This is a genomic window from uncultured Sphingomonas sp. (assembly GCF_913062585.1).
Classification (GTDB): domain Bacteria; phylum Pseudomonadota; class Alphaproteobacteria; order Sphingomonadales; family Sphingomonadaceae; genus Sphingomonas.
The window spans coordinates 24,759-46,129 of sequence record NZ_CAJXWX010000001.1; the positions used below are offsets into that span (position 1 = coordinate 24,759).

The 21,371-nt window shown below is 67.0% G+C and carries 24 protein-coding genes and 1 pseudogene; 13 read left to right on the forward strand and 12 right to left on the reverse strand.

All coding sequences use genetic code 11. The features are described from left to right. The first annotated feature begins 67 nt into the window (after window positions 1–67). Genes QZ546_RS00110 through QZ546_RS00125 form a run of 4 tightly spaced genes read left to right on the forward strand, consistent with a single transcriptional unit; the run spans window position 68 to window position 3,689 of the window. Entirely contained in the window at window positions 68–1,636 is a 1,569-nt protein-coding gene (locus tag QZ546_RS00110; RefSeq protein WP_294232774.1) for a cytochrome ubiquinol oxidase subunit I, read from the forward strand. 13 nt (window positions 1,637–1,649) lie between these two features. Then, window positions 1,650–2,789: a cytochrome d ubiquinol oxidase subunit II gene (gene cydB / locus QZ546_RS00115; protein WP_294232777.1), complete on the forward strand. Its 1,140-nt coding sequence runs from the start codon at window positions 1,650–1,652 to the stop codon at window positions 2,787–2,789. Between the two features lie 15 nt (window positions 2,790–2,804). After that, window positions 2,805–2,921 (forward strand): cytochrome bd-I oxidase subunit CydX, encoded by a 117-nt coding sequence (gene cydX / locus QZ546_RS00120; RefSeq protein WP_294232780.1) that lies wholly within the window; start codon window positions 2,805–2,807, stop codon window positions 2,919–2,921. A 57-nt stretch (window positions 2,922–2,978) separates the two neighbouring features. Beyond that, window positions 2,979–3,689 carry a Crp/Fnr family transcriptional regulator gene (locus QZ546_RS00125; RefSeq protein ID WP_294233694.1) on the forward strand — a complete coding sequence of 237 codons (711 nt, stop codon included), beginning with the start codon at window positions 2,979–2,981 and terminating at the stop codon, window positions 3,687–3,689. Here QZ546_RS00125 and QZ546_RS00130 read toward each other — a convergent pair. Continuing rightward, complete coding sequence (locus QZ546_RS00130; RefSeq protein WP_294232783.1) at window positions 3,686–4,222, reverse strand: hypothetical protein; 537 nt, start codon at window positions 4,220–4,222, stop codon at window positions 3,686–3,688. The genes QZ546_RS00125 and QZ546_RS00130 overlap by 4 nt on opposite strands. 84 nt (window positions 4,223–4,306) lie before the next feature. Beyond that, on the reverse strand, window positions 4,307–5,344 hold the full coding sequence (locus QZ546_RS00135; RefSeq protein ID WP_294232787.1) for a GAF domain-containing protein: 1,038 nt from the start codon (window positions 5,342–5,344) through the stop codon (window positions 4,307–4,309). A gap of 187 nt (window positions 5,345–5,531) precedes the next feature. Between QZ546_RS00135 and adh the strand changes: the two genes are divergently transcribed. From adh to QZ546_RS00150, 3 genes are all read left to right on the forward strand, one after another. Continuing rightward, the gene (gene adh / locus QZ546_RS00140; protein WP_294232790.1) at window positions 5,532–7,043 is read left to right on the forward strand and encodes an aldehyde dehydrogenase; all 1,512 of its coding nucleotides are present in this window, start codon (window positions 5,532–5,534) and stop codon (window positions 7,041–7,043) included. A gap of 69 nt (window positions 7,044–7,112) precedes the next feature. Further along, entirely contained in the window at window positions 7,113–8,147 is a 1,035-nt protein-coding gene (gene adhP, locus QZ546_RS00145) for an alcohol dehydrogenase AdhP (protein WP_294232793.1), read from the forward strand. A gap of 50 nt (window positions 8,148–8,197) precedes the next feature. Continuing rightward, on the forward strand, window positions 8,198–9,712 hold the full coding sequence (locus tag QZ546_RS00150; RefSeq protein ID WP_294232796.1) for an acetyl-CoA hydrolase/transferase family protein: 1,515 nt from the start codon (window positions 8,198–8,200) through the stop codon (window positions 9,710–9,712). A gap of 59 nt (window positions 9,713–9,771) precedes the next feature. Here QZ546_RS00150 and QZ546_RS00155 read toward each other — a convergent pair whose 3' ends face one another. From QZ546_RS00155 to QZ546_RS00160, 3 genes and pseudogenes are all read right to left on the reverse strand, one after another. Beyond that, window positions 9,772–10,659: a zinc-binding dehydrogenase gene (locus QZ546_RS00155; protein WP_294232799.1), complete on the reverse strand. Its 888-nt coding sequence runs from the start codon at window positions 10,657–10,659 to the stop codon at window positions 9,772–9,774. A 14-nt stretch (window positions 10,660–10,673) separates the two neighbouring features. Continuing rightward, a pseudogene (locus tag QZ546_RS17645) lies at window positions 10,674–10,931 on the reverse strand (alcohol dehydrogenase catalytic domain-containing protein); the annotation flags it as partial. Further along, window positions 10,928–11,500, reverse strand: a complete 573-nt coding sequence (locus tag QZ546_RS00160) for a hypothetical protein (protein WP_294232802.1) — start codon at window positions 11,498–11,500, stop codon at window positions 10,928–10,930. The pseudogene QZ546_RS17645 and the gene QZ546_RS00160, both read right to left, overlap by 4 nt. Window positions 11,501–11,632: 132 nt before the next feature. Between QZ546_RS00160 and QZ546_RS00165 the strand changes: the two genes are divergently transcribed. Beyond that, window positions 11,633–12,721: a LuxR C-terminal-related transcriptional regulator gene (locus tag QZ546_RS00165; RefSeq protein ID WP_294232804.1), complete on the forward strand. Its 1,089-nt coding sequence runs from the start codon at window positions 11,633–11,635 to the stop codon at window positions 12,719–12,721. A gap of 12 nt (window positions 12,722–12,733) precedes the next feature. Here QZ546_RS00165 and QZ546_RS00170 read toward each other — a convergent pair whose 3' ends face one another. Further along, window positions 12,734–13,636: a LysR family transcriptional regulator gene (locus QZ546_RS00170; protein WP_294232807.1), complete on the reverse strand. Its 903-nt coding sequence runs from the start codon at window positions 13,634–13,636 to the stop codon at window positions 12,734–12,736. A gap of 88 nt (window positions 13,637–13,724) precedes the next feature. On the opposite strand from QZ546_RS00170, the gene QZ546_RS00175 reads away from it, so the two are divergent. Beyond that, complete coding sequence (locus QZ546_RS00175; protein WP_294232810.1) at window positions 13,725–14,672, forward strand: NAD-dependent epimerase/dehydratase family protein; 948 nt, start codon at window positions 13,725–13,727, stop codon at window positions 14,670–14,672. 34 nt (window positions 14,673–14,706) lie between these two features. Here the strand turns inward: QZ546_RS00175 and QZ546_RS00180 are convergent, their stop codons facing one another. From QZ546_RS00180 to QZ546_RS00190, 3 genes are all read right to left on the reverse strand, one after another. Beyond that, a complete protein-coding gene (locus tag QZ546_RS00180; RefSeq protein ID WP_294232813.1) occupies window positions 14,707–15,378 on the reverse strand; it encodes an anti-sigma factor in 672 nt (223 codons plus the stop codon). Beyond that, window positions 15,368–15,928, reverse strand: coding sequence for a sigma-70 family RNA polymerase sigma factor (locus tag QZ546_RS00185; RefSeq protein WP_294232816.1), 561 nt, complete (start codon window positions 15,926–15,928; stop codon window positions 15,368–15,370). The genes QZ546_RS00180 and QZ546_RS00185 overlap by 11 nt, the downstream gene beginning before the upstream one ends. A 99-nt stretch (window positions 15,929–16,027) precedes the next feature. After that, window positions 16,028–16,309, reverse strand: a complete 282-nt coding sequence (locus QZ546_RS00190) for a DUF427 domain-containing protein (protein WP_294232818.1) — start codon at window positions 16,307–16,309, stop codon at window positions 16,028–16,030. Window positions 16,310–16,428: 119 nt separating this feature from the next. On the opposite strand from QZ546_RS00190, the gene QZ546_RS00195 reads away from it, so the two are divergent. After that, window positions 16,429–16,611, forward strand: a complete 183-nt coding sequence (locus QZ546_RS00195) for a hypothetical protein (protein ID WP_294232820.1) — start codon at window positions 16,429–16,431, stop codon at window positions 16,609–16,611. A gap of 51 nt (window positions 16,612–16,662) precedes the next feature. Here QZ546_RS00195 and QZ546_RS00200 read toward each other — a convergent pair whose 3' ends face one another. Further along, window positions 16,663–17,577, reverse strand: a complete 915-nt coding sequence (locus QZ546_RS00200; RefSeq protein ID WP_294232822.1) for a LysR family transcriptional regulator — start codon at window positions 17,575–17,577, stop codon at window positions 16,663–16,665. Window positions 17,578–17,690: 113 nt separating this feature from the next. On the opposite strand from QZ546_RS00200, the gene QZ546_RS00205 reads away from it, so the two are divergent. Next, complete coding sequence (locus QZ546_RS00205) at window positions 17,691–18,485, forward strand: type 1 glutamine amidotransferase domain-containing protein (protein WP_294232824.1); 795 nt, start codon at window positions 17,691–17,693, stop codon at window positions 18,483–18,485. 71 nt (window positions 18,486–18,556) lie between these two features. Further along, entirely contained in the window at window positions 18,557–18,853 is a 297-nt protein-coding gene (locus tag QZ546_RS00210; RefSeq protein ID WP_294232826.1) for a putative quinol monooxygenase, read from the forward strand. 256 nt (window positions 18,854–19,109) lie between these two features. Here QZ546_RS00210 and QZ546_RS00215 read toward each other — a convergent pair whose 3' ends face one another. Then, window positions 19,110–19,823 (reverse strand): SDR family oxidoreductase, encoded by a 714-nt coding sequence (locus QZ546_RS00215; RefSeq protein WP_294232828.1) that lies wholly within the window; start codon window positions 19,821–19,823, stop codon window positions 19,110–19,112. Between the two features lie 129 nt (window positions 19,824–19,952). Between QZ546_RS00215 and QZ546_RS00220 the strand changes: the two genes are divergently transcribed. Further along, entirely contained in the window at window positions 19,953–20,873 is a 921-nt protein-coding gene (locus tag QZ546_RS00220; protein ID WP_294232831.1) for a LysR family transcriptional regulator, read from the forward strand. A 63-nt stretch (window positions 20,874–20,936) separates the two neighbouring features. On the opposite strand, the gene QZ546_RS00225 is transcribed toward QZ546_RS00220, so the two are convergent. After that, window positions 20,937–21,314: a glyoxalase/bleomycin resistance/extradiol dioxygenase family protein gene (locus tag QZ546_RS00225; RefSeq protein ID WP_294232835.1), complete on the reverse strand. Its 378-nt coding sequence runs from the start codon at window positions 21,312–21,314 to the stop codon at window positions 20,937–20,939. Window positions 21,315–21,371: the final 57 nt, after the last annotated feature.

Genomic DNA, 21,371 nt, shown 5'->3' on the forward strand with positions numbered 1-21,371 from the left:
GGCGCGCCAAGCCTAGCGAGTCGGTCGGCAAGGGGCCGGGGGGCGGCTCCTTTTATGGAGACATCCTATGGACCCCGGCGTCGTAGACCTGTCGCGACTGCAATTCGCGGCCACCGCGCTGTATCATTTCCTGTTCGTTCCGCTGACCCTCGGCCTGTCGATGATGCTTGTCATCATGGAGTCGGTCTATGTCATGACCAACCGCCCGGAATGGCGCGTGACCACGCGCTTCTGGGGCAAGATCTTCGGCATCAACTTCGTGCTGGGCGTCGCCACGGGCCTGACCATGGAATTCCAGTTCGGCACGAACTGGTCCTATTTCTCGCATTATGTCGGCGACATCTTCGGTGCGCCGCTCGCGATCGAGGGGCTGATGGCGTTCTTTCTGGAGGCGACCTTCGTCGGACTGATGTTCTTCGGCTGGGACCGCCTGTCGAAACTCGGCCATCTGATCGTCACCTTCATGGTCGCGCTGGGCACCAACCTGTCGGCGCTGTGGATTCTCGTCGCCAATGGCTGGATGCAGAACCCGGTCGGGGCGAGCTTCAATCCCGACACGATGCGCATGGAGGTCGGTGATTTCGGCGCGGTGCTGTTCAATCCCGTCGCCCAGGCCAAGTTCGTCCACACGGTGAGCGCGGGCTATGTCTGTGCGTCAGTCGTGGTGCTGGGCGTCTCCGCCTTCTGGCTGCTGAAGGGACGCTTCCTGCCCGTTGCACGCCGGTCGATGACGGTCGCGGCGGCGTTCGGCCTCGCCTCGTCGCTGTCGGTCGTCGTGCTAGGCGACGAGAGCGGCTATGCGCTGACCGACAACCAGAAGATGAAGCTCGCCGCGATCGAGGCGGTCTGGCACACCGAGCCCGGCCCCTCCGGCCTGACCCTGTTCGGCTATCCCGACACGGTCGCGCGGGAGACGCGCTACAAGGTCGAGATTCCGTGGCTGCTCGGCCTGATCGCGACGCGCAGCCTGGACGGCACGGTCACCGGCATGTCCGAACTGGTGCTGAAGGCGCAGGAGCGAATCGCGTCGGGCGTGATCGCCTATGACGCGGTCCAGCGCCTGAAGGCGAACCCGCAGGACATGGGCCAGCGCGCCCGGTTCGAGGCGCACAAGCGCGACCTGGGCTATGCCCTGCTGCTCAAGCGCCAGATGGCGGACCCGCGCGCTGCGACGCCGAAGCAGATCGAGGCGGCGGCCTGGGACACGGTGCCCGATGTCGGCCTGCTCTTCTGGAGCTTTCGCATCATGGCGGCGATCGGCTTTGCGATGATCGCGCTGTTCGCCACCGCCTTCATCCTTTGCTCGCTGCGGATGCACCTGGATTCGCGCTGGTTCCTCCGCCTCGCGGTGGCGGCGATCCCGCTACCCTGGGTCGCGATCGAGCTGGGCTGGGTCGTCGCCGAGCTGGGGCGCCAGCCCTGGGCGATCGAGGGTGTGCTGCCGACCTTCCTGGCGACCAGCTCGCTGTCGCGGGGGGCGCTGTGGACGACGCTGGCAGGCTTTACCGCGCTCTATGGCGTACTGGCCGTGATAGAGGTCCGGCTGATCCTTGCCGCCATCGCGCACGGGCCGGAGGAGCGGGACGACCAGCCCGCCCCCGGCCCCATCCCCGCCGCCATTCCCGTCACCGCCTGAAGGAGGCCGAGACATGTTCGACTATGAGATGTTGCGCCTGATCTGGTGGGTGCTGCTGGGTGTGCTGCTGATCGGCTTTGCGCTGACCGACGGGTTCGACCTCGGCGTTGCCGCCCTGCTGCCTTTCGTCGCGCGGGACGATGCCGAGCGGCGGATGGTCATCAACGCCATCGGGCCGACCTGGGAGGGAAACCAGGTCTGGTTCATCCTGGGCGGCGGCGCGATCTTCGCGGCCTGGCCGTTCGTCTATGCGGTCAGCTTTTCGGGCTTCTACCTCGCGATGTTCCTGGTGCTGGCCGCGCTGATCCTGCGGCCGGTGGGGTTCAAATATCGCTCGAAGCGGCCGGATCCGGCATGGCGTACGCGCTGGGACTGGGCGCTGTTCGTCGGGGGACTGGTGCCCGCCCTCGTCTTCGGCGTCGCGGTCGGCAATGTCCTGCTCGGCGCGCCCTTCCGCCTCGATGGCGACCTGCGCGCCTTTTACGATGGCACTTTGCTTGGGCTGTTCACGCCCTTCACCCTGGTTTGCGGCTTGTTGTCGGTGGCGATGCTGGTGCTGCACGGCGCGGCGTGGCTGTCGATCAAGGTCGAGCATGGCCCCGTCCATGACCGGGCGCGGGCATTCGGCACGGTGGCAGCGATCGCCTCCATCCTGTTGTTCGCGATCGGCTTCGCCTTCGTGGCCTGGGGCGACATGGGCTATCGGATCGTCGGTGCGATCGATCCGTCCGGGCCGTCCAATCCGCTGCACATGACGGCGGAGCAAGCGGGCGGTGCGTGGCTGACCAACTACGCCCTCTATCCCTGGATGATGGCGCTGCCCATCATCGGCTTTGCCGGCGCCGCGCTGGCGCTGCTCGGGATCCGGGCGGGACGCGAGGCCCTGGCCTTTGCGGGATCGTCGCTGGCCGCCACCGGAATCATCGCGACCGTCGGCTGTTCGATGTTCCCCTTCATCCTGCCCTCCAGCATCGACGCGCATAGCAGCCTGACGGTGTGGAACGCCTCGTCCACGCAGAAGACGCTGGGCATCATGCTGTTCGTCACGCTCGTCTTCCTGCCGATCGTGCTCGCCTACACCGCCTGGGCCTACCGCGTGATGTTCGGCCGCGTGACGGCGGACGCGGTGCGCACCAATCCCGACTTTTATTAAGAAAGGACGCCGTCCATGTGGTATTTCTCCTGGGTCCTCGGCCTTGGCCTGGCCGTCGGTTTCGGCATCCTCAACGGCATGTGGCATGAATTCCATCTGCCTCGGGAGGATGACGTGTCGCCGAGACACTGACAGATAGGACAATCGGTCCGACGACAGGGGATCATGGCCATGCTATCAGGCAAGGCCATGATCCCGAACGACGTTTGTGCCGACTGCGCGGTGCGCGACCGGGCCCTGTGCGGCAGCCTGGACGACCGTGCGTTGATCGCGCTCAACACCATCGGCCAGCGCCGCCGGGTCACGCGCGGCCAGACCATCGCCTGGGCGGGGGAGGAGGCGGTGATCTGCGGCAACCTGTTGTCGGGCGTGCTGAAGCTGGTCGCCGCCACCGCCGATGGCCGCGAACAGACGGTCGGCCTGCTCTATCCGGCCGACTTCTTCGGACAGCCCTATGCGGGCGATGTCGACTTCACCCTGACCGCACTGACCGACGCGGAACTGTGCGTCTTTCCCCGCGCCGCCTTCGAGCGGGTGCTGGACGATCACCAGCCGATGGAACGCCTGTTGCTCCAGCGGACCTTCGAGTCGCTGAACGAGGCGCGCGGGCGGATGCTGGTGCTGGCGCGCAAGTCGGCGGGGGAGAAGCTGGCGGGCTTCCTGCTCGACATGGCGGCGCGCGCCGGGGCCAGCGGATGCCGGGCGAGCCGTGACGGGCCGGTGACCTTCGACCTGCCGCTGACGCGCGGCCAGATCGCCGATGTACTCGGCATGACGATCGAAACGGTCAGCCGCCAGCTGACCCGGATGAAACAGAGCGGCGTGATCGGCCTGCCCGGCGGCCGCGCCATCACGATCAGCGACCGCGAGGCGCTGGCGGCACGGGCCGAAGCGGCTTAAGCCGCCAGACTGTCCGCCAGTGCATCGACGAGCAGGCCGCGCGCCTCCTGGGTCAACCGATGCCCGGCCAGCGCGATGATGACGAGTTGCTCGAAATCGACCGCGCGGCGGCATCCGGCAAAGAAGCTGCGCAGCATATGGCCGAGCGTCTCGGGCGCGGCGAAGGCATCCGCCTCGGCAAAGGTCGCGACCAGTTCGCGCGCCGCCGCCGCATCTGCCTCATGCCGGTGGCGGACATGGTCGAGGAGCGTGTCGGTGAGCGGATCGGCCCGCCCGTTGGACAGCATCGCCTCCAGATAGACGCCGTCCGCCTGCTCGCCCCGCGCCACCAGCGTTTCGAGCGCTTGCAGGAACAGCGTCATGGTCGATCCGTCGGGGCGATCGGGCAAGGCGTCCGCCATCGTCTCCGCCTGCGTGCATAGCGCCAGCCGCCGACGATGCTCCTGGACCAGGCGGATCAGGTCGATTTCCTGGATGACGTGCCAGCGCCGCGCGAACGGTACGACGCTGCCTTGAAGCGGGTTGCGATCCATTGCGGGTCTTCTCCTTCGTGCCCCCTGGTGACGAAGGGAGGTGCCCCGCGCATTGACGATGGTCAAAGCGCCGGGCGGCGGCGTTCAGCGCTGGCGGGCGAGATGCCGGTGAATGGTGCTGCGATGGACGCCCAATTGCCGCGCCGCCGCCGAGACATTGCCGCCATACGCCGCCAGCGCCGCGTCGATCGCCTCCGCCCGGTCGTCGGCCAGCGGGCGGGCGACCGACAGTTCGATACCGCCGCCCCGCGCCTCGGCATCCCAACCGCCGATCAGCGTCCCGCCATTGGCGAGGCGCAGCTGCCCCCGCGCGGCCTGGCCATGCATGTCGAGCACCTCGCCCAGCGCGGTATCGTCGAGCGCCTCCCAGCTGCGCCCGACCAGCGACAGCCCGCGTCGATTGGCTGCGACAAGGCAATCGTCGCGGAACACCAATATCCCTTCGCGCGCCGTGCCCAGCATCGCCGCATCGTCATGCATCCGCAGCACACGGCAATCGGCGAAGCCGCTGCGGAACAGCCGATGCTCGATCTGGTCGACCGCCAATCGGATCAGCCCCAGCGCATGACCATGGCCGCTCGCCGATGGGCCCGAAATGTCGAGCGCCCCGACGATCGCGCCGCGCGGATCGAGGATCGGCGTCGCCGCGCAGCTGAGCATCGCATGTTCGGCGAAGAAATGCTCCGAGCCGTGGACGGCGATCGGACGACGCTCGGCAATGGCGGTGCCGATCGCATTGGTGCCGGTGCTCGCCTCGGTCCAGGATACGCCGGGCCGGAGCGCGACCTGCGCCGCGCGCGACAGGAAGCCGGTGTCGCCGATACTGTCCAGGATCATGCCGTCCGCATCGGCCAGGATCACGACGCTGCCCGTGTCGCGCGCCTCGCCGGCGAGCATCTCCAGCTCGGGGCGGCACAGGCGGCGCAGCGACTCGCGACGCTGGCGAAGCGCACCGAGTTCGCTTTCGTTCAGCGGGCCACCATCGCGTCGCCTACCTTGCGACAGGCCCATATCGGTGCATCGCAGCCAGGATCGCAGCACCGGCTGGCGCACGCTTTCCAGGGGCAATTGCCCCTCGTCGAAATAGGCTCGTCGCCCCTGCTCTATCCCGGCGCCGTCCATCGCCGCATCCTTCTCCGACTGTCGCAAGTTGCGACACCGGCCCGTTTCTCGCGTCGCGCCGTGCGACACATGCTACCCCTCCCGCACAGAAAGTCCATCTTTGCCCGTGTGCTTCGTCGCGGATCGGCTTGCCCTTGGACGGGCACAGGCGGAGCCATTGTTTCATACGAAACGAAGGAGAGGTTCCATGACGATCCAGGAAGCCATCAAGGCGCGCACCGCGCCGTTCAAGCAGCGCTACGCCAATTTCATCGGCGGACGCTGGGTCGATCCGGTCGACGGACGCTGGTTCGACAACCGATCCCCCATCGACGGACAGGTGATCTGCCAGGTCGCGCGCAGCCAGGCCGCCGATATCGAGCTGGCGCTCGATGCCGCGCACAAGGCCAAGGACGGCTGGGGCCGCACCAGCGTCGCCGAGCGCGCGCTGATCCTCCACCGCATCGCCGACCGGATGGAGGAGAAGCTCTCGCTGCTCGCCACCGCCGAGACCTGGGACAATGGCAAGCCGATCCGCGAGACGACCGCTGCCGACCTGCCGCTGGCGATCGACCATTTCCGCTATTTCGCCGGCTGCATCCGCGCACAGGAAGGCGGTATTTCGGAGATCGACCACGACACCGTCGCCTATCACTTCCACGAACCGCTGGGCGTGGTGGGGCAGATCATCCCGTGGAACTTCCCGCTGCTGATGGCCTGCTGGAAGCTCGCGCCCGCGCTGGCGGCGGGCAATTGCGTGGTGCTGAAACCCGCCGAGCAGACCCCCGCCTCGATCATGGTGCTGGCCGAGCTGATCGGCGACCTGCTGCCCGATGGCGTGCTCAACATCGTCAACGGTTACGGCGTCGAGGCGGGCAAGCCGCTGGCGCAGAACCCGCGCATCGCCAAGATCGCCTTTACCGGCGAGACGACGACCGGGCAGCTCATCATGTCCTATGCGTCCGAGAACCTGATTCCCGTCACGCTGGAGCTGGGCGGCAAGAGCCCCAACATCTTCTTCGCCGACGTGGCGGCCGCGGATGACGATTATCTCGACAAGGCGATCGAGGGCTTCGCCATGTTCGCGCTCAACCAGGGCGAGGTCTGCACCTGTCCCAGCCGCGCCCTGGTCCACGAATCCATCTATGACCGCTTCATGGAAAAGGCGGTCGCGCGGGTCGAGGCGATGATCCAGGGCGATCCGCTCGACCCCGCCACCATGGTCGGGGCGCAGGCCTCGCAGGAGCAGATGGACAAGATCCTCGGCTATCTCGACATCGGCCGCGACGAGGGTGCCAAGGTGCTGACCGGCGGCACGCGCAATCGGCCCGAGGGGCTGGAGGGCTATTACGTCAAGCCGACCGTGCTCAGCGGCAACAACCGGATGCGCGTATTCCAGGAGGAGATTTTCGGCCCCGTCGTCTCGGTCGCGACCTTCAAGGATGATGAGGAAGCGCTGCGCATCGCCAACGACACGCTCTACGGCCTGGGCGCAGGCGTGTGGACCCGCGACGGCACCCGCGCCTATCGCATGGGCCGGGCGATCCAGGCGGGCCGCGTGTGGACCAACTGCTACCACGCCTATCCGGCCCATGCGGCGTTCGGCGGCTACAAGCGCTCCGGCATCGGGCGCGAGACGCACCGCATGATGCTCGACCATTATCAGCAGACCAAGAATCTGCTGGTCAGCTACTCGGCCAAGAAGCTCGGCTTCTTTTGATCCCCGTCAAGGCGGGGATGGCGGGTCACGCCCATCCCCGCTCCATCATCTTTCGAGAGGAGAATATCCATGGCCAAGACCATGAAAGCGGCGGTCGTCCGCGAATTCGGTGCCCCCCTGACCATCGACGAAGTGCCCGTGCCGGAGGTCGGCGACGGCCTGATCCAGGTCGCGATCCAGGCCTCGGGCGTCTGTCATACCGACCTGCACGCCGCCGAAGGCGACTGGCCGGTCAAGCCCAACCCGCCCTTCATCCCGGGCCATGAAGGCGTCGGCTATGTCTCGGCGGTGGGCAAGGGCGTGAAGCACATCAAGGAGGGCGACCGGGTCGGCGTGCCCTGGCTCTACACCGCCTGCGGCCACTGCGTGCATTGCCTGGGCGGCTGGGAAACCTTGTGCGAGAGCCAGCTCAACACCGGCTATTCGGTCAATGGCGGCTTTGCCGATTATGTCATCGCCGACCCCAATTTCGTCGGCCATCTGCCCGCCAATATCGGCTTCACCGAGATCGCGCCCGTGCTGTGCGCCGGGGTGACGGTCTATAAGGGGCTGAAGATGACCGATACCAAGCCGGGCGATACCGTCGTCATCTCCGGCATCGGCGGGCTCGGCCACATGGCGGTGCAATATGCCGTCGCCATGGGGCTGAACGTCGCGGCGGTCGATGTCGACGACGCCAAGCTGGACCTCGCCCGGCGGCTGGGTGCGAAGGTCACGGTCAACGCACGGACCGAGGCGGACCCGGCAGCGGCGATCAAGCGCGAGACCGGCGGCGGCGCGCAGGGCGCGCTTGTCACAGCGGTCAGCGAGCGGGCCTTTGCGCAGGCCGTGGGCATGATGGCGCGGGGCGGCACCGTCGCGCTCAACGGCCTGCCGCCGGGCGACTTTCCGCTCAACATCTTCGGGCTGGTGCTGAACGGCATCACGGTGCGCGGGTCGATCGTCGGCACCCGGCTGGACCTGCAGGAATCGCTCGACTTCGCCGCCGACGGCAAGGTCAAGGCGACCGTGGCCACCGCCCCGCTCGCCGAGGTCAACCAGGTGTTCGACCGGATGCGCCGGGGCCAGATCGAAGGGCGCATCGTCCTCGACCTGGCGGCCTGAAATCGCGGCGGGCGGTGGCTCCGGCCCCGCCCGCCGGCGTTGGAGAAACAATGACCGACCGTATCGCTTGTCCCGCCCTTCGTTCGCGTATCACCGATGCCGACACCGCCGCCGCCCTGATCCGCCCCGGCGAGACAGTGGCGACCAGCGGCTTCACCGGATCCGGCTATCCCAAGATGGTGCCCCAGGCGCTGGCGCGGCGCATGGCGGCGTCCCATGGTGCCGGGCATCCGTTCCGCGTCAATCTATGGACCGGCGCCTCGACCGGCCCCGAACTGGACGGCGCGCTGGCGGCGGTCGACGGCATCGCCCAGCGCCTGCCCTATAGCGGCGATCCGGTCGCGCGCGAGAAGATCAATCGCGGTGAGATCGACTATCTCGACATGCACCTGAGCCAGGTCGCGCCGATGGCATGGGAGGGGGTGCTGGGCCCGCTCGACACCGCGATCATCGAGATATCGGGCATCCGCGCGGACGGATCGCTCATCCCCTCCTCCTCGGTCGGCAACAACAAGACATGGGCAGACCGCGCGGCCCGCGTCATCCTGGAGGTCAATCGCTGGCAGGATGCGGCGCTGGAGGGGATGCACGACATCTATTACGGCACCCGCCTGCCGCCCGACCGCGTGCCGATCCCGCTGGTGCGGCCCGACGACCGGATCGGCACGCCCTATCTGGCCTGCGATCCCGACAAGATCGTCGCCATCGTCGAGACGGACGCGCCCGACCGCAACCTGCCCTTCGCCGCGCCCGACGACACCGCGCGCGCCATTGCCGGGCACGTCATCGAATTCCTGGCCCACGAGGTATCGCGCGGACGCCTGCCCCCTGCCCTGCTGCCGATCCAGTCGGGGGTGGGCAATATCGCCAATGCGGTGCTGTCCGGCCTGGTCGACGCGCCGTTCGACCCGATGACCGCCTATACCGAGGTGATCCAGGACGGGATGCTCGACCTGCTCGATGCCGGGCGCCTGCGCATGGCCTCCGCCACCGCCTTTTCGCTCAGCCCGCAGGCGGCGGCGCGGCTGAACGCAAACATGGCCGGCTATCGCGACCGCATGATCCTGCGCCCGCAGGAGATCAGCAACCATCCCGAACTGGTCCGCCGCCTGGGGTGCATCGCGATGAACGGCCTGATCGAGGCGGACATCTACGGCAACGTCAACTCGACGCTGGTGATGGGATCGCGCATCCAGAACGGCATCGGCGGATCGGGCGATTTCGCGCGCAACGCCTATGTCTCGATCTTCATGACCCCATCGACCGCCAAGGGCGGCAAGATCTCCGCCATCGTGCCGCAGGCCTCGCATGTCGATCACATCATGCAGGATGTGCAGGTGATCGTCACCGAACAGGGGCTGGCCGATCTGCGCGGCCTGTCCCCGCGCCAGCGGGCACGGGCCGTGATCGAACGCTGCGCCCATCCCGATTACCGACCGATGCTCGCCGACTATGCAATGCGCGCCGAGGGCGGCTCCTACGGCCTTCATGCCCCCTCGCTCCCCGCCGAAGCGCTGTCCTGGCATCGTCGCTATATGGAAACGGGAACGATGCTGCCGTCTTGACGATGGTCGATGTCGGGAGGATCTGCGCGATCACCGCCCGGACGCTTTCCGCCGCCCCGTCACGGCATGAAGACGGCGCGAAGGCAGCCATCCTCCTTGTGCTTGAACATGTGATATCCCTTCGCGCTGTCCTCGAGCGGGAAGCGATGGGTGGCGAGCGCGGCGGGGGTGAGTTCGCCGCGCAGCGCGTGGTCAAGAAGGCGGGGCACATAGGCCTGGCCATGCTGCTGCGCCGTTCGCACGGTCACGCCCTTGTTCATCAGCACACCGAGCGGAAACTTGTCTATCAGCCCATAGACCCCGAGGATCGACAGCGTGCCGCCCTTGCGGACCGCGAGCATCGCCTGGCGGAGCGCCGTACCGCGATCGGTCTCGAGATAAAACGCCTGCTTCACCCGGTCATAGGCGTGCTGGAGCCCGGTGCCGCTCGCCTCCATGCCCACCGCGTCGATGCACGCATCGGGACCGCGTCCGCCGGACAGTTCCTTCAGCGCGTCGAGCACGTCGACCTGGGTGAAGTCGAGCGGGGTGGCGCCGAACGCCGCCGCCTGGGCGAGCGGTTCGGGATATTGATCGATCGCGATCACCCGTTCGGCCCCCAGCAGCATCGCGCTTTGCTGCGCCACCAGGCCGACCCCGCCGCAGCCCCAGACCGCGACCACGTCACCGCGCTGGATGTTGCAGAAGTCGGCCCCCATGAAGCCGGTCGGGGCCGCGTCCGAGATGAAGAGGGCGTCCTCGTCGGGAAGACCGTCGGGGACGACGAAACAGTCGGTGTCGGCAAAGGGCACGCGGACATATTCGGCATGGCTGCCGGCATAGCCGCCAAAGGCGTGCGAATAGGCGTAGATGCCGCCGTCGGATAGCCGAGCAGCGGCTCCTGCAGTTCGGGCTTGGGATGGCTGGTGTCGCAGAGCGAGTAGAGATCGTGCTGGCAGTACCAGCACCGGCCGCAGGCGATAAAGGATGGCACGACCACGCGGTCGCCCCGCTTCACCTTCGTGACCGCGCGGCCCACATCGACGATCTCGCCCATGAATTCAGCGCGCCAGTCGGCGGTGTGATCGTCGCGCGCGACCACCTCCGCGAAATGCGTCCAGATCTGCGCCTGCGTGCCCGGATCGAGCCATAGCGCACGCAGTTCCTCGACCGGTCGCCCGATCGTCACGGCGGCGTGCGCCGCGGCATCGAGCGCCGGTTCGGCAGCCGCGGCGCTCATGCGGAAAGCACCGACAGCGCGTCCGCCACCGTTCCCTCCGCGCGATAATCCGGCGGGATGTCGAAGTCCTTGCGGGCCAAGCCACGTGACGCGGTCGCCCCGCGCGGCAGCCCCGAGCGATCGGAATAGTCGCGGTCGCTGCTCGCGTCGCGCTTATGGGCGGCCTTCACGCCAGCCAGCGCGACGAGGTCGAGCAGGGTGATGCCCGCCACCAAGGCGGTGGCGATCGCGGCGTTACGGCGTTTGGGATTGTCCTTGTGCAGCGCCGTCGCCAGCGTGCCGAGATCGAGCGCATCACCGCCGAGCCGCGCCGCCAGCCCGCCGGGCTTGTCGATCGACAGCGTCGGTATGGCGCTGGCCAGCTCGCGCACGCCATAGGCCCGGATCAGGCCCTGCTTGTCCTCGAGGCCGAGCGTGCGGGCGAGGCGACCGGGGGCCACGAGTTCGGTGACGCCGAGCCCGATCGAGAACCAGCCGAGCGCGCGGGCGAGCCGGTCGGCCCCGGCCAGCGAACTGGGGCCCTTGCGCTCGATCTTGTCCTCCTTGCCGTGCCAGACTAGGGCTTTCATGCCGGTCTCCTCGGTTGGAGGACCAGACCTAGGTTTCGCCTCGCCGCAGGCACATACGGGCGATGCCTAGGGAACTCTCCCCATCAGGGAGCAGTTGCCGGCTGTACCGGCAAGGACCGAGGAGACGCCGGCGTGGCACCCGAAAAAACACGACCGGCGGTCGCACCGACCGACGACGAGCCGGCATTCGCCACGGAAGAGGCGCTTGCACACCATGCCCGCTTCCTCGAGGCGAATCTCCGCAGCTTTGCCGACAACAGCACGAACCTGATCTGGATCGGCGATCCCGAGGCCGGCACCATCGTCTATCGCAGCGCCGCCTATGCCCGGATCTGGGGGGTGCCGTGCGAGGACGCTCCGGACGGTCTCGCAACCTGGATCCAGGACGTGCATCCCGAGGATCGCCAGCAGGTCGAACATGCGCTCGCCAGGGTGGCGGCCGGTGAGGTGGTGCAGTTCGAATATCGCCTTGTCCGGCCGCTGGACGGCGCGGTGCGCCGGCTGCGCGACACCAGCTTCCCGATCCTCGATGGCGCGGGCGTGGTGATACAGATCGGCGGCATCGCCGAGGACCTGACCCTGGAGGACATGCGCCACGTCTATATCGTGAACGGCACGGCACGGGACGCACGCGCGCTGGCCGGCTGGATGCGTGCGCTCGGCTATCGCGCGCAGACCTTCGCCAGCGCGGCGGCCTTTCTGGACCTTGCCCCCGCCCTTGCTGCGGGATGCGTGCTTCTCGATCTGCGTCGCAAGCGCGAGGAAGGGCTCTCGGTGCCACGCGAATTGCGCGCGCGGTCGATCGGCCTGCCGACCATCGCGCTCGACATCGCGAATGCCGATATAAGCCGTGCCGTCGCCGCCATGAAGGCAGGCGCGGTCGATTACCTTCCCATCGAAGACAAGGCGTCGCTGCAAACCGCATTGGCGGACGCGATTACCGGGTGCCAGGGCGCCTCGCGCACGACGTCCCGCGACGAGAGCGCGGCGGCCCGGATCGCCAGGCTGACGCCGCGAGAACGCGAGGTGCTGCTGGGACTGGTGGACGGGGGGACCAACAAAGTGATCGCGCAGACGCTCGGCATCAGTCCGCGCACGGTCGAACTGCACCGCGCGCAGTTGATGCACCGGTTGGACGCGGCCAGCCTGACCGAGCTTCTGCAACTGGCCTTGGCGGCCGGGGTTTCGCCATCGGCCGGGCACCAGCGAAAGCCGGTCTAGGGGCCGATCTGCTCACGCGCCTTGCGCGGCTTGCGTAATGTCCGTGAATGCCTGGACGAGCGCGTCGAACGTGACCCTGTAGCGGCTGCCGTGTCGCAGGTCCTCGTGCATCACGATCCATATCGGCAGGGGCAGGTCGAATGCGTCTGCCAGCACGCGGCAAAGATCCGGGTCGCGCCTGGCGACGGCGGTCTGGCAAATACCGATGCCGAACCCCGCGCGAATGGCTTCGAACTGGGCCGACGCGCTATCGACGCGCAGGGCGAACATCGCGCGATCCATCCCCGGCAGATGGCGCATGCCCGCGCAGGTGAACGGTGTCTCGGTATCGAAGCCGATCAGGTCATGTTCGCGCAGCTCCTCGAGCCGGTCGGGCACGCCTCTTTGCTCGAGATAGCTGCGATGCGCGTGGAAGCCCAGGCGAACAGCGCCGACGCGCTTCGCCACCAGCGATTTCTGCTCGGGCTGCGCCATCCGTATCGCGATGTCGGCCCGGCGTTGCAGCAGGTCGTCCAGGTCGTCGGTCAACGCCAGTTCGAAGTGCAGCCCGGGCTGCGCGCGCCGAAGGCTGGTCACGATCGCCGGCAGATGATGCGTTCCCACCGCTTGGCTGGCCGTGATGCGCACCGTGCCCTCCGGCATCCCCGGCGCGCCCTCGGCGGATCTGCGCAGCGCCTCCGCTGCGGCGACCAGGGCTTCGGCGTGCGGCCGCAGCGCCAATGCGTGATCGGTGGCGGACAGACCCCGCTGCGAGCGTAGGAACAGCTTGGCACCGGTCGCCTGCTCCAGGGCATCGATGTGCCGGGCGATGCTGGGCTGGGTCAGGCCGAGCGCGCGCGATGCCGCCGATAGCGAACCTTGCCGCAGCACCGCGGCAAAGCTGCGATAGACATCCCAACTCGGTTCCTTGCTCATCTATTTTCGTATAGCAGCTGCACGCGATACGGCAATTCTCGTTCATCCGTATCGGCGCCATCTTGCCTCCCGACACATGAGGAGGCGAATGATGAAGAAGACGGCGTTGATTCTGGGCGCGACGGGTGGAGTCGGCGGTGCCGTGATGCGGCGCATGATCGCCGGCGGCTGGACGGTCAGGGCGCTGACCCGCCGTGCCGATGTCGACTTGCCCGCCGGATGCGAGGCGGTGATGGGGGATGCGATGGATGCGGCTTCGGTCGCATCCGCGGCCAAAGGCGCCTGGGTCATCGTCCACGCGGTCAACCCGCCGGGCTATCGCGACTGGGATCGGCTGGTCCTGCCGATGCTCGACCACACGATCCGCGCCGCATCCGCCAGCGGCGCCCGCATCCTCCTGCCGGGGACGGTCTATAATTACGGGCCGAACGTCTTTCCGAACATTGCCGAGGACGCACCACAGACGCCGAAGACGCGGAAAGGTCTGATCCGCGTGGAGATGGAGCAGCGGCTCCGCATCGCGGCGGAACAGGGGCAGTGCAGCGCGCTGATCGTCCGGGCGGGCGACTTTTTCGGCCCCGGTGCCGCGAACAACTGGTTCGGGCAGGGCTTGGTGACCCCTGGGGCGCGTCCCAAGGTCATTCGCAACCCGGGCACGCGCGGCGTCGGCCATCAATGGGCCTATCTTCCCGACGTTGCCGAGACCATGGTCCGGCTGCTGGAGCGCGCGGATCTGCCGGCCTTCGCCTCGTTCCACATGGAGGGGCATTGGGATCATGACGGGCGCCAGATGGTGGAGGCCATCGCCCGCGTGCTCGGCGATCCCGTCGTGCCGATCCGTCCGCTGCCCTGGTGGCTGCTCCGCCTCGCCGCGCTGGTGGCGACAACGCCGCGCGAGATGATGGAGATGCGCTATCTCTGGCGGCAGCCGATTCGCATGGCCAATGACCGGCTGGTGGCGACGCTAGGCGAGGAGCCCCGTACGCCGCTCCTCGAAGCGGTGTGCACCACGCTGACCGATCTGCGATGCATCTAGGGCCGCCGCAGACGTGGCGACGCGAGGCGAGCCCTTAAATTTCGGCAAGCTGTCCGGTCGCGATCACGGGTCCTGTCGGTGTCGCCTTGGGCGAACCGCCCTTCGGCTCGATGGAGATGGCCAATGTGGTCCCGCGGGCGACGGCGACCCCGGGGGAAATCTTCAGGGGCACCCCGCGCCCATGATCCAGCAGACCGGCGGCATGGGGAATCCCGTCGCCGCCGATCGCCCATAGCTGCGCGTCCCGGCCGCTGGCCGGGGCCGGTACGTCGCGCAGCTTCAACAGGCGGGTGCTCGGATCGAAAAAGGCCGTGATCGGCGCGGCATGGTCCGGGGTCAGGACGGCAAAGAGCAGCGGCGCGGGCCGGCTGACCGTCGGCGCCACCGGTGGCGTGTCGGGACGGGTGATCACGACCGTCAGCAGGATCGCCGCCGCCAGGCTGGCGACGCCCGCAACCGCGCGCCAAGGTCCTGTACGGTGGTTGTCATTGTCGCCGACCGCCAGGATCTTGCGCGCCACCTCGACGCTCGGCGCGACGGGTTCGATCTCAAGATAAAACGCCGCCAGATACCGTTTCCACAGCGCGACATCGCGCGCGAATGCGGAATCCTCGTGCATCCGACGCAAAGCCGCGGCCTGCTCGTCGCTGTCGAGAACACCGAGCGCCAATTCCGCTGCGGTCAGATCGGTCTCGTCAGGCGTCATCGTCGAGACACTCCTTGAGCCGCTCGAGGCCGCGCTTGATCCGGCTTTTCATGGTGCTTGTCGGAACGCCGCGCCGATCGGCGAGCACGGCGTAGGTGACGCCCTCGAAAAAGGCCGTTCGGATGGCGTCGCTCTGCGTGTCGCTCAGGCGATCCATGCAACCTTGGAGTTTGCGCTCCTCCTCGTCGAGCAACAGGCTGTCGATGGCCAGGCGGCCCGGTGCGGCGGGCTCTGCCACGGTGTCGATGGACGCGGCAGGGCGTCGGCCCAAGGCACGGCGATGATCGATGGCGCGATTGCGGGCGATCGTGGCCAGCCAGGCGAACGGACTGGCCTGCCCCGGTTCATAGGCACCGGCCCGTCGCCAAATGATAGCGTAGACCTCCTGCAGAACGTCCTCCGCCGCTTGTCGCTCACCGCAGATACGAACGCAGATGCCAAAAAGCTTCGCGGAGGTGAGCGCATATAATCGGCGAAAAGCGGCGCGATCCTCGCGACCGGTGGCGACCAGGGCTTCGACAAGCGCCTGCCGACTGTCAGGTTGGTTCATCGTCACTGCGGATGAGATACCGACGCGCCCTTCATCAGGCAACCAAATGATCCTGTCCGATAACGGCATTCGGTCCGCCGAGCCGCCGCGACACCGGAGTCAGGCGACGGTCACCCCTTTCCAAAAGGCGATGCGGCCGCGAATTTTCGCCACCTCGGGTTTGGGATCAGGATAGTACCAGGCGGCGTCGGCATTATCGGCCCCATCGACATGCAGCCCGTAATAATGGGCCGTGCCCTTCCACGGGCAGATCGACAGGGTGTCGCTGGGGCGGAGGACCGACGGGTCGACCGCTTCGGCGGGGAAATAGTGATTGCCCTCGACGACCACGGTGTCGTCGCTTCTGGCGATAACCGATCCGTTCCAGCGCGCCTCGACCATTTTGCGTCTCCTGTGCATCGGAGCGTCGGATCGCGACGATCCGCTCCCAGGCTTCGATAACGAATGAGGGAATTTTTTATCCCGGATCGTGGTAGCAGGGCATCATGCTAAAGACACGAATGAGGCGCCTGGGCGCCGAACAGCAGCGTTCGCTCGGCCGCCTTGCGGCGATCGAGGCGGCGGTGGCCGCGCTCGGCAACGAAGACCTGCTCGATCTCGCGGACATCTTCGCCACAGGGAATCCGACGCCCCTGCGCGAGATGGCGGAAACCGAAATGCGGAAACGGAACATCAGCCTCTAAGGCGGCGCGGCGTCCGGGGTCGTCGACGTCCGACCGAATGGCCGAGGGGAATCAGGCTGCGGTCCGTCCCTTCATCTCGCTCACGACGTCGCCGATCAGGGCCCGGAGCCAGCGGTGGGCGGGATCGTGCCGATAGCGTACGTGCCACGCCATCTCGACGGGGAAGCTGCCGAGGTCGACGGGGGCGGACAGGATCTTCAGGCGCCGGTCCTGCATCAGCCGCTCGCAGATGAGCGAAGGCAATGTGGCGCAATAGTCCGTCACCGCCACCATCTCGGCAACCGCGAAGAAGTTGGTCACCGATATCGCGACGTCGCGCTTCAACTGCTGCTGCGCGAGCGCCTGGAACAGGCCGGCCCGCATCCGGCCCGGCGGCACGATATTGACGTGCTTCATCGTCTCGAATTGTTCGCGCGTCATCGCCTCGCCAATATCCGGATGGTCGGCGCGGACGGCGCAGGCGAGCCCTTCGTCCATCAGGTGCTGCACGACGAGGTTGTCGGGCGGATCGACGATGCGGCCGATCACGAGCGCCGTCGTCCCGGAGACGACACCGGTTTCGGCGAGATCGTTCCCATACGGCGTCAGCCGGAGCTTGATGCCAGGCGCCACCTTCTGCAGGCGCGCCACGATGGCGGGAACGAGGACGAACTCGACATAGCCGTTCGGCGCAATGGTGAAGAGCCGTTCCGCCTTGGCAGGGTCGAACGCCTGTTGCCCCAGGACAGCATCGTCGAGCTGCGCGAGCGCCTCGGCGATCATCGGCGCGAGTTCGAGCGCGATCGGCGTGGGCTGGATGCCGTATCGCTCGCGGATGAACAGCTGGTCCTGCAGCATCAGCCGCAAACGCGAGAGGGCGTTGGACAAAGCGGGCTGCGTCATGCCCATACGCTCGGCAGCCCGCGTGACGCTGCGCTCCTCCATGAGCGCGACGAAGATGGGGAGCAGGTTCAGATCGTACCGCATCCAGTCATAATGTCGGACGTATATCTGAAATCAAGAAGATAAACTTCTCAAATATGTCGATCAGATTCATCTTCCCCCCATCGGCGACGGACGCCGCAGACATGGAGGTTCAGATGAGCAAGGGTCAGGTTCTGGTTCTCGGATCGAATGCAACGCAGATCGACATGCGCGGCGGTGGGGCTGCGGCGGTCGGCCAATATCTCAACGAGACGGCAGTGCCCTCGCTGGCACTGCTCGACGCCGGTTACGACATCGTGCTCGCCACGCCCGACGGCACCAAGCCGCCTATCGACGAGGCCTCCGATGCGGTGGACCATTTCGGTGGCGACGAAGCGGCCTATGCGCGCGCCAAGGACTTCTTCGCCAACCATCCCGCGATGAACGATGTCCGCACGCTGCGCTCGGTCATCGATGGCGGTCTGGACGGCTTTGCCGGCGTCTTCGTGCCGGGCGGCCATGCGCCCGTCGTCGATCTGATGCAGGACCGCGACGCGGGCACGATCCTTCGTCACTTCCACAGAGCGGCCAAGCCGACCGCGCTCCTGTGTCATGGACCGGTCGTCATCGTCGCCGCGCTCGATGACGCGCCGGCCTTTCGCGAGGCGCTCGTCGATGGCGACGATGCCAGGGCGGCGGAGCTGGCCCGCGACTGGATCTATGCGGGCTATCGGATGACGGTATTCTCGGCGAGCGAGGAGAAGATCGCCGAGGAGCATCTGCTGAAGGGCCAGCTGTATTTCGACATGGAGACGGCGCTGCGCTCCGCTGGCGGCGACGTTTCGGTCACGGACACGCACTTCGCCTCCAACATCGTCATCGACCGCGAACTGATTACGGGGCAGAACCCGGCATCGGATCGCGCGCTGGCCGACGCGTTGGTCGAGGCCCTCGACCGCAGGGCGGCGTGAATAGTCGGATGACCGGCGGGGCGCTAAGGATGCGCCCCGCCCCCTACGCCCCATCGAGAAGGTATCGAGCCATGCCCGCCCCTGTGAAGATCGTCGCCGTCCTGACCGCCCATGCCGACACCGCTGACCAGCTGCGTGCGCTGCTCGACGACATGCTAGCGCCGAGCCGCGCCGAGCCGGGCAACCTGCGCTACGATCTCTGGCAGGACCAGAGCGATCCGAACCGCTTCATCCTCGACGAACTCTATACGGACGCCGAGGCCGTCGCCGCGCATCGCGCAATGCCCCATTTTCAGAACTATCTCGCCCGGATCGGGGTGCTTGCCGAACGCTCGGCATTCGTGCTGAACCCGGTCTCCGCGACGTGATGCCGTAAATGACGATCTGATCGCGAAGCGCCCCCGGCAGGACGGCCGGGGGCAGACCGCGGCCCTGGCGTATCTGCCGGTTGGCGTCGGCATGGCCCTGTTCCTTTGGGCGGTTCCTTTGGGCGATCGGATCGGACATGAACGGCCGGTCGTGATTACCGTCGCCGCCCCTCGCTCCGGTCAGCCACCCGACGCTTGCGGTCGCCTGGACGCTGCAGCACGAGAGGATGGAACGACAAACCAGGCGCCTTTGCCCTCACCATGGCACCGTGTCGCCGTGCCGGTCGATGAAGCGGAGGCCGGGCCTACCCTGCTGCGCGAGGAGCGTGTCAACCAGATCGGGAATGGCTTCCTCCAGGCTGAACCTGGCCTCGGGGCCGCCCAGGTCCGTGCGTATCCAGCCCGGCGCCATCAGCACCAGCGGACGGCGATCATCGGCGTGGCGGGCGGCATAGCTTCGCATATACTGGTTCAGCGCGGCCTTGCTGCCCCGATAGACTTCGTGACCGCCCTTCACATTGTCCGCGATGCTGCCCTGGCCCGACGACATCACACCGATCAGTCCGGTCGGCCGCACCAGCCCCTGTAACCCTTCGACGGTCCGCATCACACCCAGCGCATTGGTCAGCATGACCCGCACGAACGCCTCGTCCGACGTCTCGGCGATGGTTTCGTCCTGATCCTGGTTGGCGGTGCCCGCGTTCACGAACAGCATGTCGTACATGCGATCGGCCAGCGTCTCGCGCAGGGCGGCGATCCGGGCGGGAATGGTGATGTCGAGCCGTTCGATCGCGACCTGATCGGGGTGCGTCTCCGCCAGCTCATGCAACGTTGATCGACGATCCTCGCGCACCGTGCCGGTGATGTGCCAGCCCTTCCCGACGAACGCCTTTGCCATGGCGAGGCCTATGCCGCGCGAGGCGCCGACGAGCAGGAGACTCTTGGCAGGATGTTCGGACGTGTTGACCATGGCGCTGCTCCTTGCGACGTTGCCCCTCCGATATGAGCGGACCCATGGCAGGCGCCAGACGCACGACATGCAAAGCTCGATTGCACCAGAGGCTATGGATCGGCCGGTCGGGCGGCTATGCGATGTGACATGAGGGAGCTCGACCTCAATCTCCTGACCGCGCTCGACGTGCTGCTGGCCGAGCATAGCGTCACGGCCGCCGCCAGGCGGATGGGCCTGAGCGTTTCCGCCATGAGCCGGACCTTGGCGCGTCTCCGTGCCGCGACGGGTGATCCCCTGCTCGTCCAGGCGGGGCGGCGCCTGGTGCCGACGCCTTATGCCGAGCGGCTGGCCGACCGGGTCCATGCGGCCGTGCAGGAAGCGCGGGCGGTGTTGGGGCCGGCCCTGGATGAAATCGATCCGGCATCCCTGGACCGGGTGTTCACGATCCGCGCCAATGAAGGGTTCATTGCGCTTTTCGCACCCGCGATCGTCACCGCCGTGATGGAGGCCGCCCCCCATGTCCGGCTGAGGTTCGCCCCCAAGCCGGACAAGGCGGCCACCCCGTTACGCGACGGAGCGATTGACCTCGAAATCGGGACAGCGGGCAGTTCCGCGCCGGAGATGCGCAGCCAACTCCTCTTCCGGGACCATTTCGTCGGTGCGGCCCGCCCGGATCACCCGTTATTGGCCGAACCGATCACGCCCGCGCGTTACGCCGCCTGTGGGCATGTTGCCGCGTCCCGCCGGGGCGCGTGGACGGGGCCGGTCGACGACGCCCTGCACCTTATCGGCTTGCAGCGCAGGGTCGTGGCGGTGGTCCCCGGCTTTCTGGACGCCCTCGCCATTGCAGGCCGATCCGATCTGATCGCGCTGATACCCCGATCCTGTGTCCGAGACGCCAACACGATCACCCATGGCGTGCGGACGTTCGATCTGCCCGTGGCCACGCCGGAACTGGCGATCAGCATCATGTGGCACCCCCGCCTTCATGCCGATCCGGGTCATCGCTGGTTGCGACAAATACTGGTCTCGGCATGCAGGACACCCGCCTGGGTCGAACGGCCATGACAGGCGTGGGATCGTCCTGCCCCAACACATCGTCCACTGGGGGAACGGGCGGACGGGTCGCCATCAGGGGAGACGTTCGCCGACGTCGATCCGGTTGCCATCAGGGTCGGCGAACACGAAGGCGCGCTGACCATATTCCTTATCCATCAGCCCTTTGACGATCCGGACGCCTTCGGTTTCGCAAATCGCATAAAGGGCCGCCGCGTCGCTCACGAACATGTGCATCACATTGGTGGTCGAGGCCTTGTGGTCCGGCTTTCGACTCAGATGGATTTCGGCGCGATCCTTTTTCAGCACCATGAAGCCGACCGGATCGCCATTTTCGAAAATCTTTCGGAAGCCCAGAATGCGCGCGTAAAAGTCATATGCCACGCGAATGTCGCGAACGCAGATGCTCGGTGCAGTGCGGCCGAACGTCAGGTCGGATAGGGAAGACGACACCCTATTTTCCTTCTTGTCGAGCAGGGGCGGCGGTGCGCATGCGGGTCAGGAGCGGTG

Bases quoted from the DNA above. Each gene is read 5' to 3' on its own strand.
- QZ546_RS00110 (WP_294232774.1), top strand. From the start codon at position 68: ATGGACCCCGGCGTCGTAGACCTGTCGCGACTGCAATTCGCGGCCACC.
- cydB (WP_294232777.1), top strand. From the start codon at position 1,650: ATGTTCGACTATGAGATGTTGCGCCTGATCTGGTGGGTGCTGCTGGGT.
- cydX (WP_294232780.1), top strand. From the start codon at position 2,805: ATGTGGTATTTCTCCTGGGTCCTCGGCCTTGGCCTGGCCGTCGGTTTC.
- QZ546_RS00125 (WP_294233694.1), top strand. From the start codon at position 2,979: ATGATCCCGAACGACGTTTGTGCCGACTGCGCGGTGCGCGACCGGGCC.
- QZ546_RS00130 (WP_294232783.1), bottom strand. From the start codon at position 4,222: ATGGATCGCAACCCGCTTCAAGGCAGCGTCGTACCGTTCGCGCGGCGC.
- QZ546_RS00135 (WP_294232787.1), bottom strand. From the start codon at position 5,344: ATGGACGGCGCCGGGATAGAGCAGGGGCGACGAGCCTATTTCGACGAG.
- adh (WP_294232790.1), top strand. From the start codon at position 5,532: ATGACGATCCAGGAAGCCATCAAGGCGCGCACCGCGCCGTTCAAGCAG.
- adhP (WP_294232793.1), top strand. From the start codon at position 7,113: ATGGCCAAGACCATGAAAGCGGCGGTCGTCCGCGAATTCGGTGCCCCC.
- QZ546_RS00150 (WP_294232796.1), top strand. From the start codon at position 8,198: ATGACCGACCGTATCGCTTGTCCCGCCCTTCGTTCGCGTATCACCGAT.
- QZ546_RS00160 (WP_294232802.1), bottom strand. From the start codon at position 11,500: ATGAAAGCCCTAGTCTGGCACGGCAAGGAGGACAAGATCGAGCGCAAG.
- QZ546_RS00170 (WP_294232807.1), bottom strand. From the start codon at position 13,636: ATGAGCAAGGAACCGAGTTGGGATGTCTATCGCAGCTTTGCCGCGGTG.
- QZ546_RS00175 (WP_294232810.1), top strand. From the start codon at position 13,725: ATGATGAAGAAGACGGCGTTGATTCTGGGCGCGACGGGTGGAGTCGGC.
- QZ546_RS00180 (WP_294232813.1), bottom strand. From the start codon at position 15,378: ATGACGCCTGACGAGACCGATCTGACCGCAGCGGAATTGGCGCTCGGT.
- QZ546_RS00185 (WP_294232816.1), bottom strand. From the start codon at position 15,928: ATGAACCAACCTGACAGTCGGCAGGCGCTTGTCGAAGCCCTGGTCGCC.
- QZ546_RS00190 (WP_294232818.1), bottom strand. From the start codon at position 16,309: ATGGTCGAGGCGCGCTGGAACGGATCGGTTATCGCCAGAAGCGACGAC.
- QZ546_RS00195 (WP_294232820.1), top strand. From the start codon at position 16,429: ATGAGGCGCCTGGGCGCCGAACAGCAGCGTTCGCTCGGCCGCCTTGCG.
- QZ546_RS00200 (WP_294232822.1), bottom strand. From the start codon at position 17,577: ATGCGGTACGATCTGAACCTGCTCCCCATCTTCGTCGCGCTCATGGAG.
- QZ546_RS00205 (WP_294232824.1), top strand. From the start codon at position 17,691: ATGAGCAAGGGTCAGGTTCTGGTTCTCGGATCGAATGCAACGCAGATC.
- QZ546_RS00210 (WP_294232826.1), top strand. From the start codon at position 18,557: ATGCCCGCCCCTGTGAAGATCGTCGCCGTCCTGACCGCCCATGCCGAC.
- QZ546_RS00215 (WP_294232828.1), bottom strand. From the start codon at position 19,823: ATGGTCAACACGTCCGAACATCCTGCCAAGAGTCTCCTGCTCGTCGGC.
- QZ546_RS00220 (WP_294232831.1), top strand. From the start codon at position 19,953: ATGAGGGAGCTCGACCTCAATCTCCTGACCGCGCTCGACGTGCTGCTG.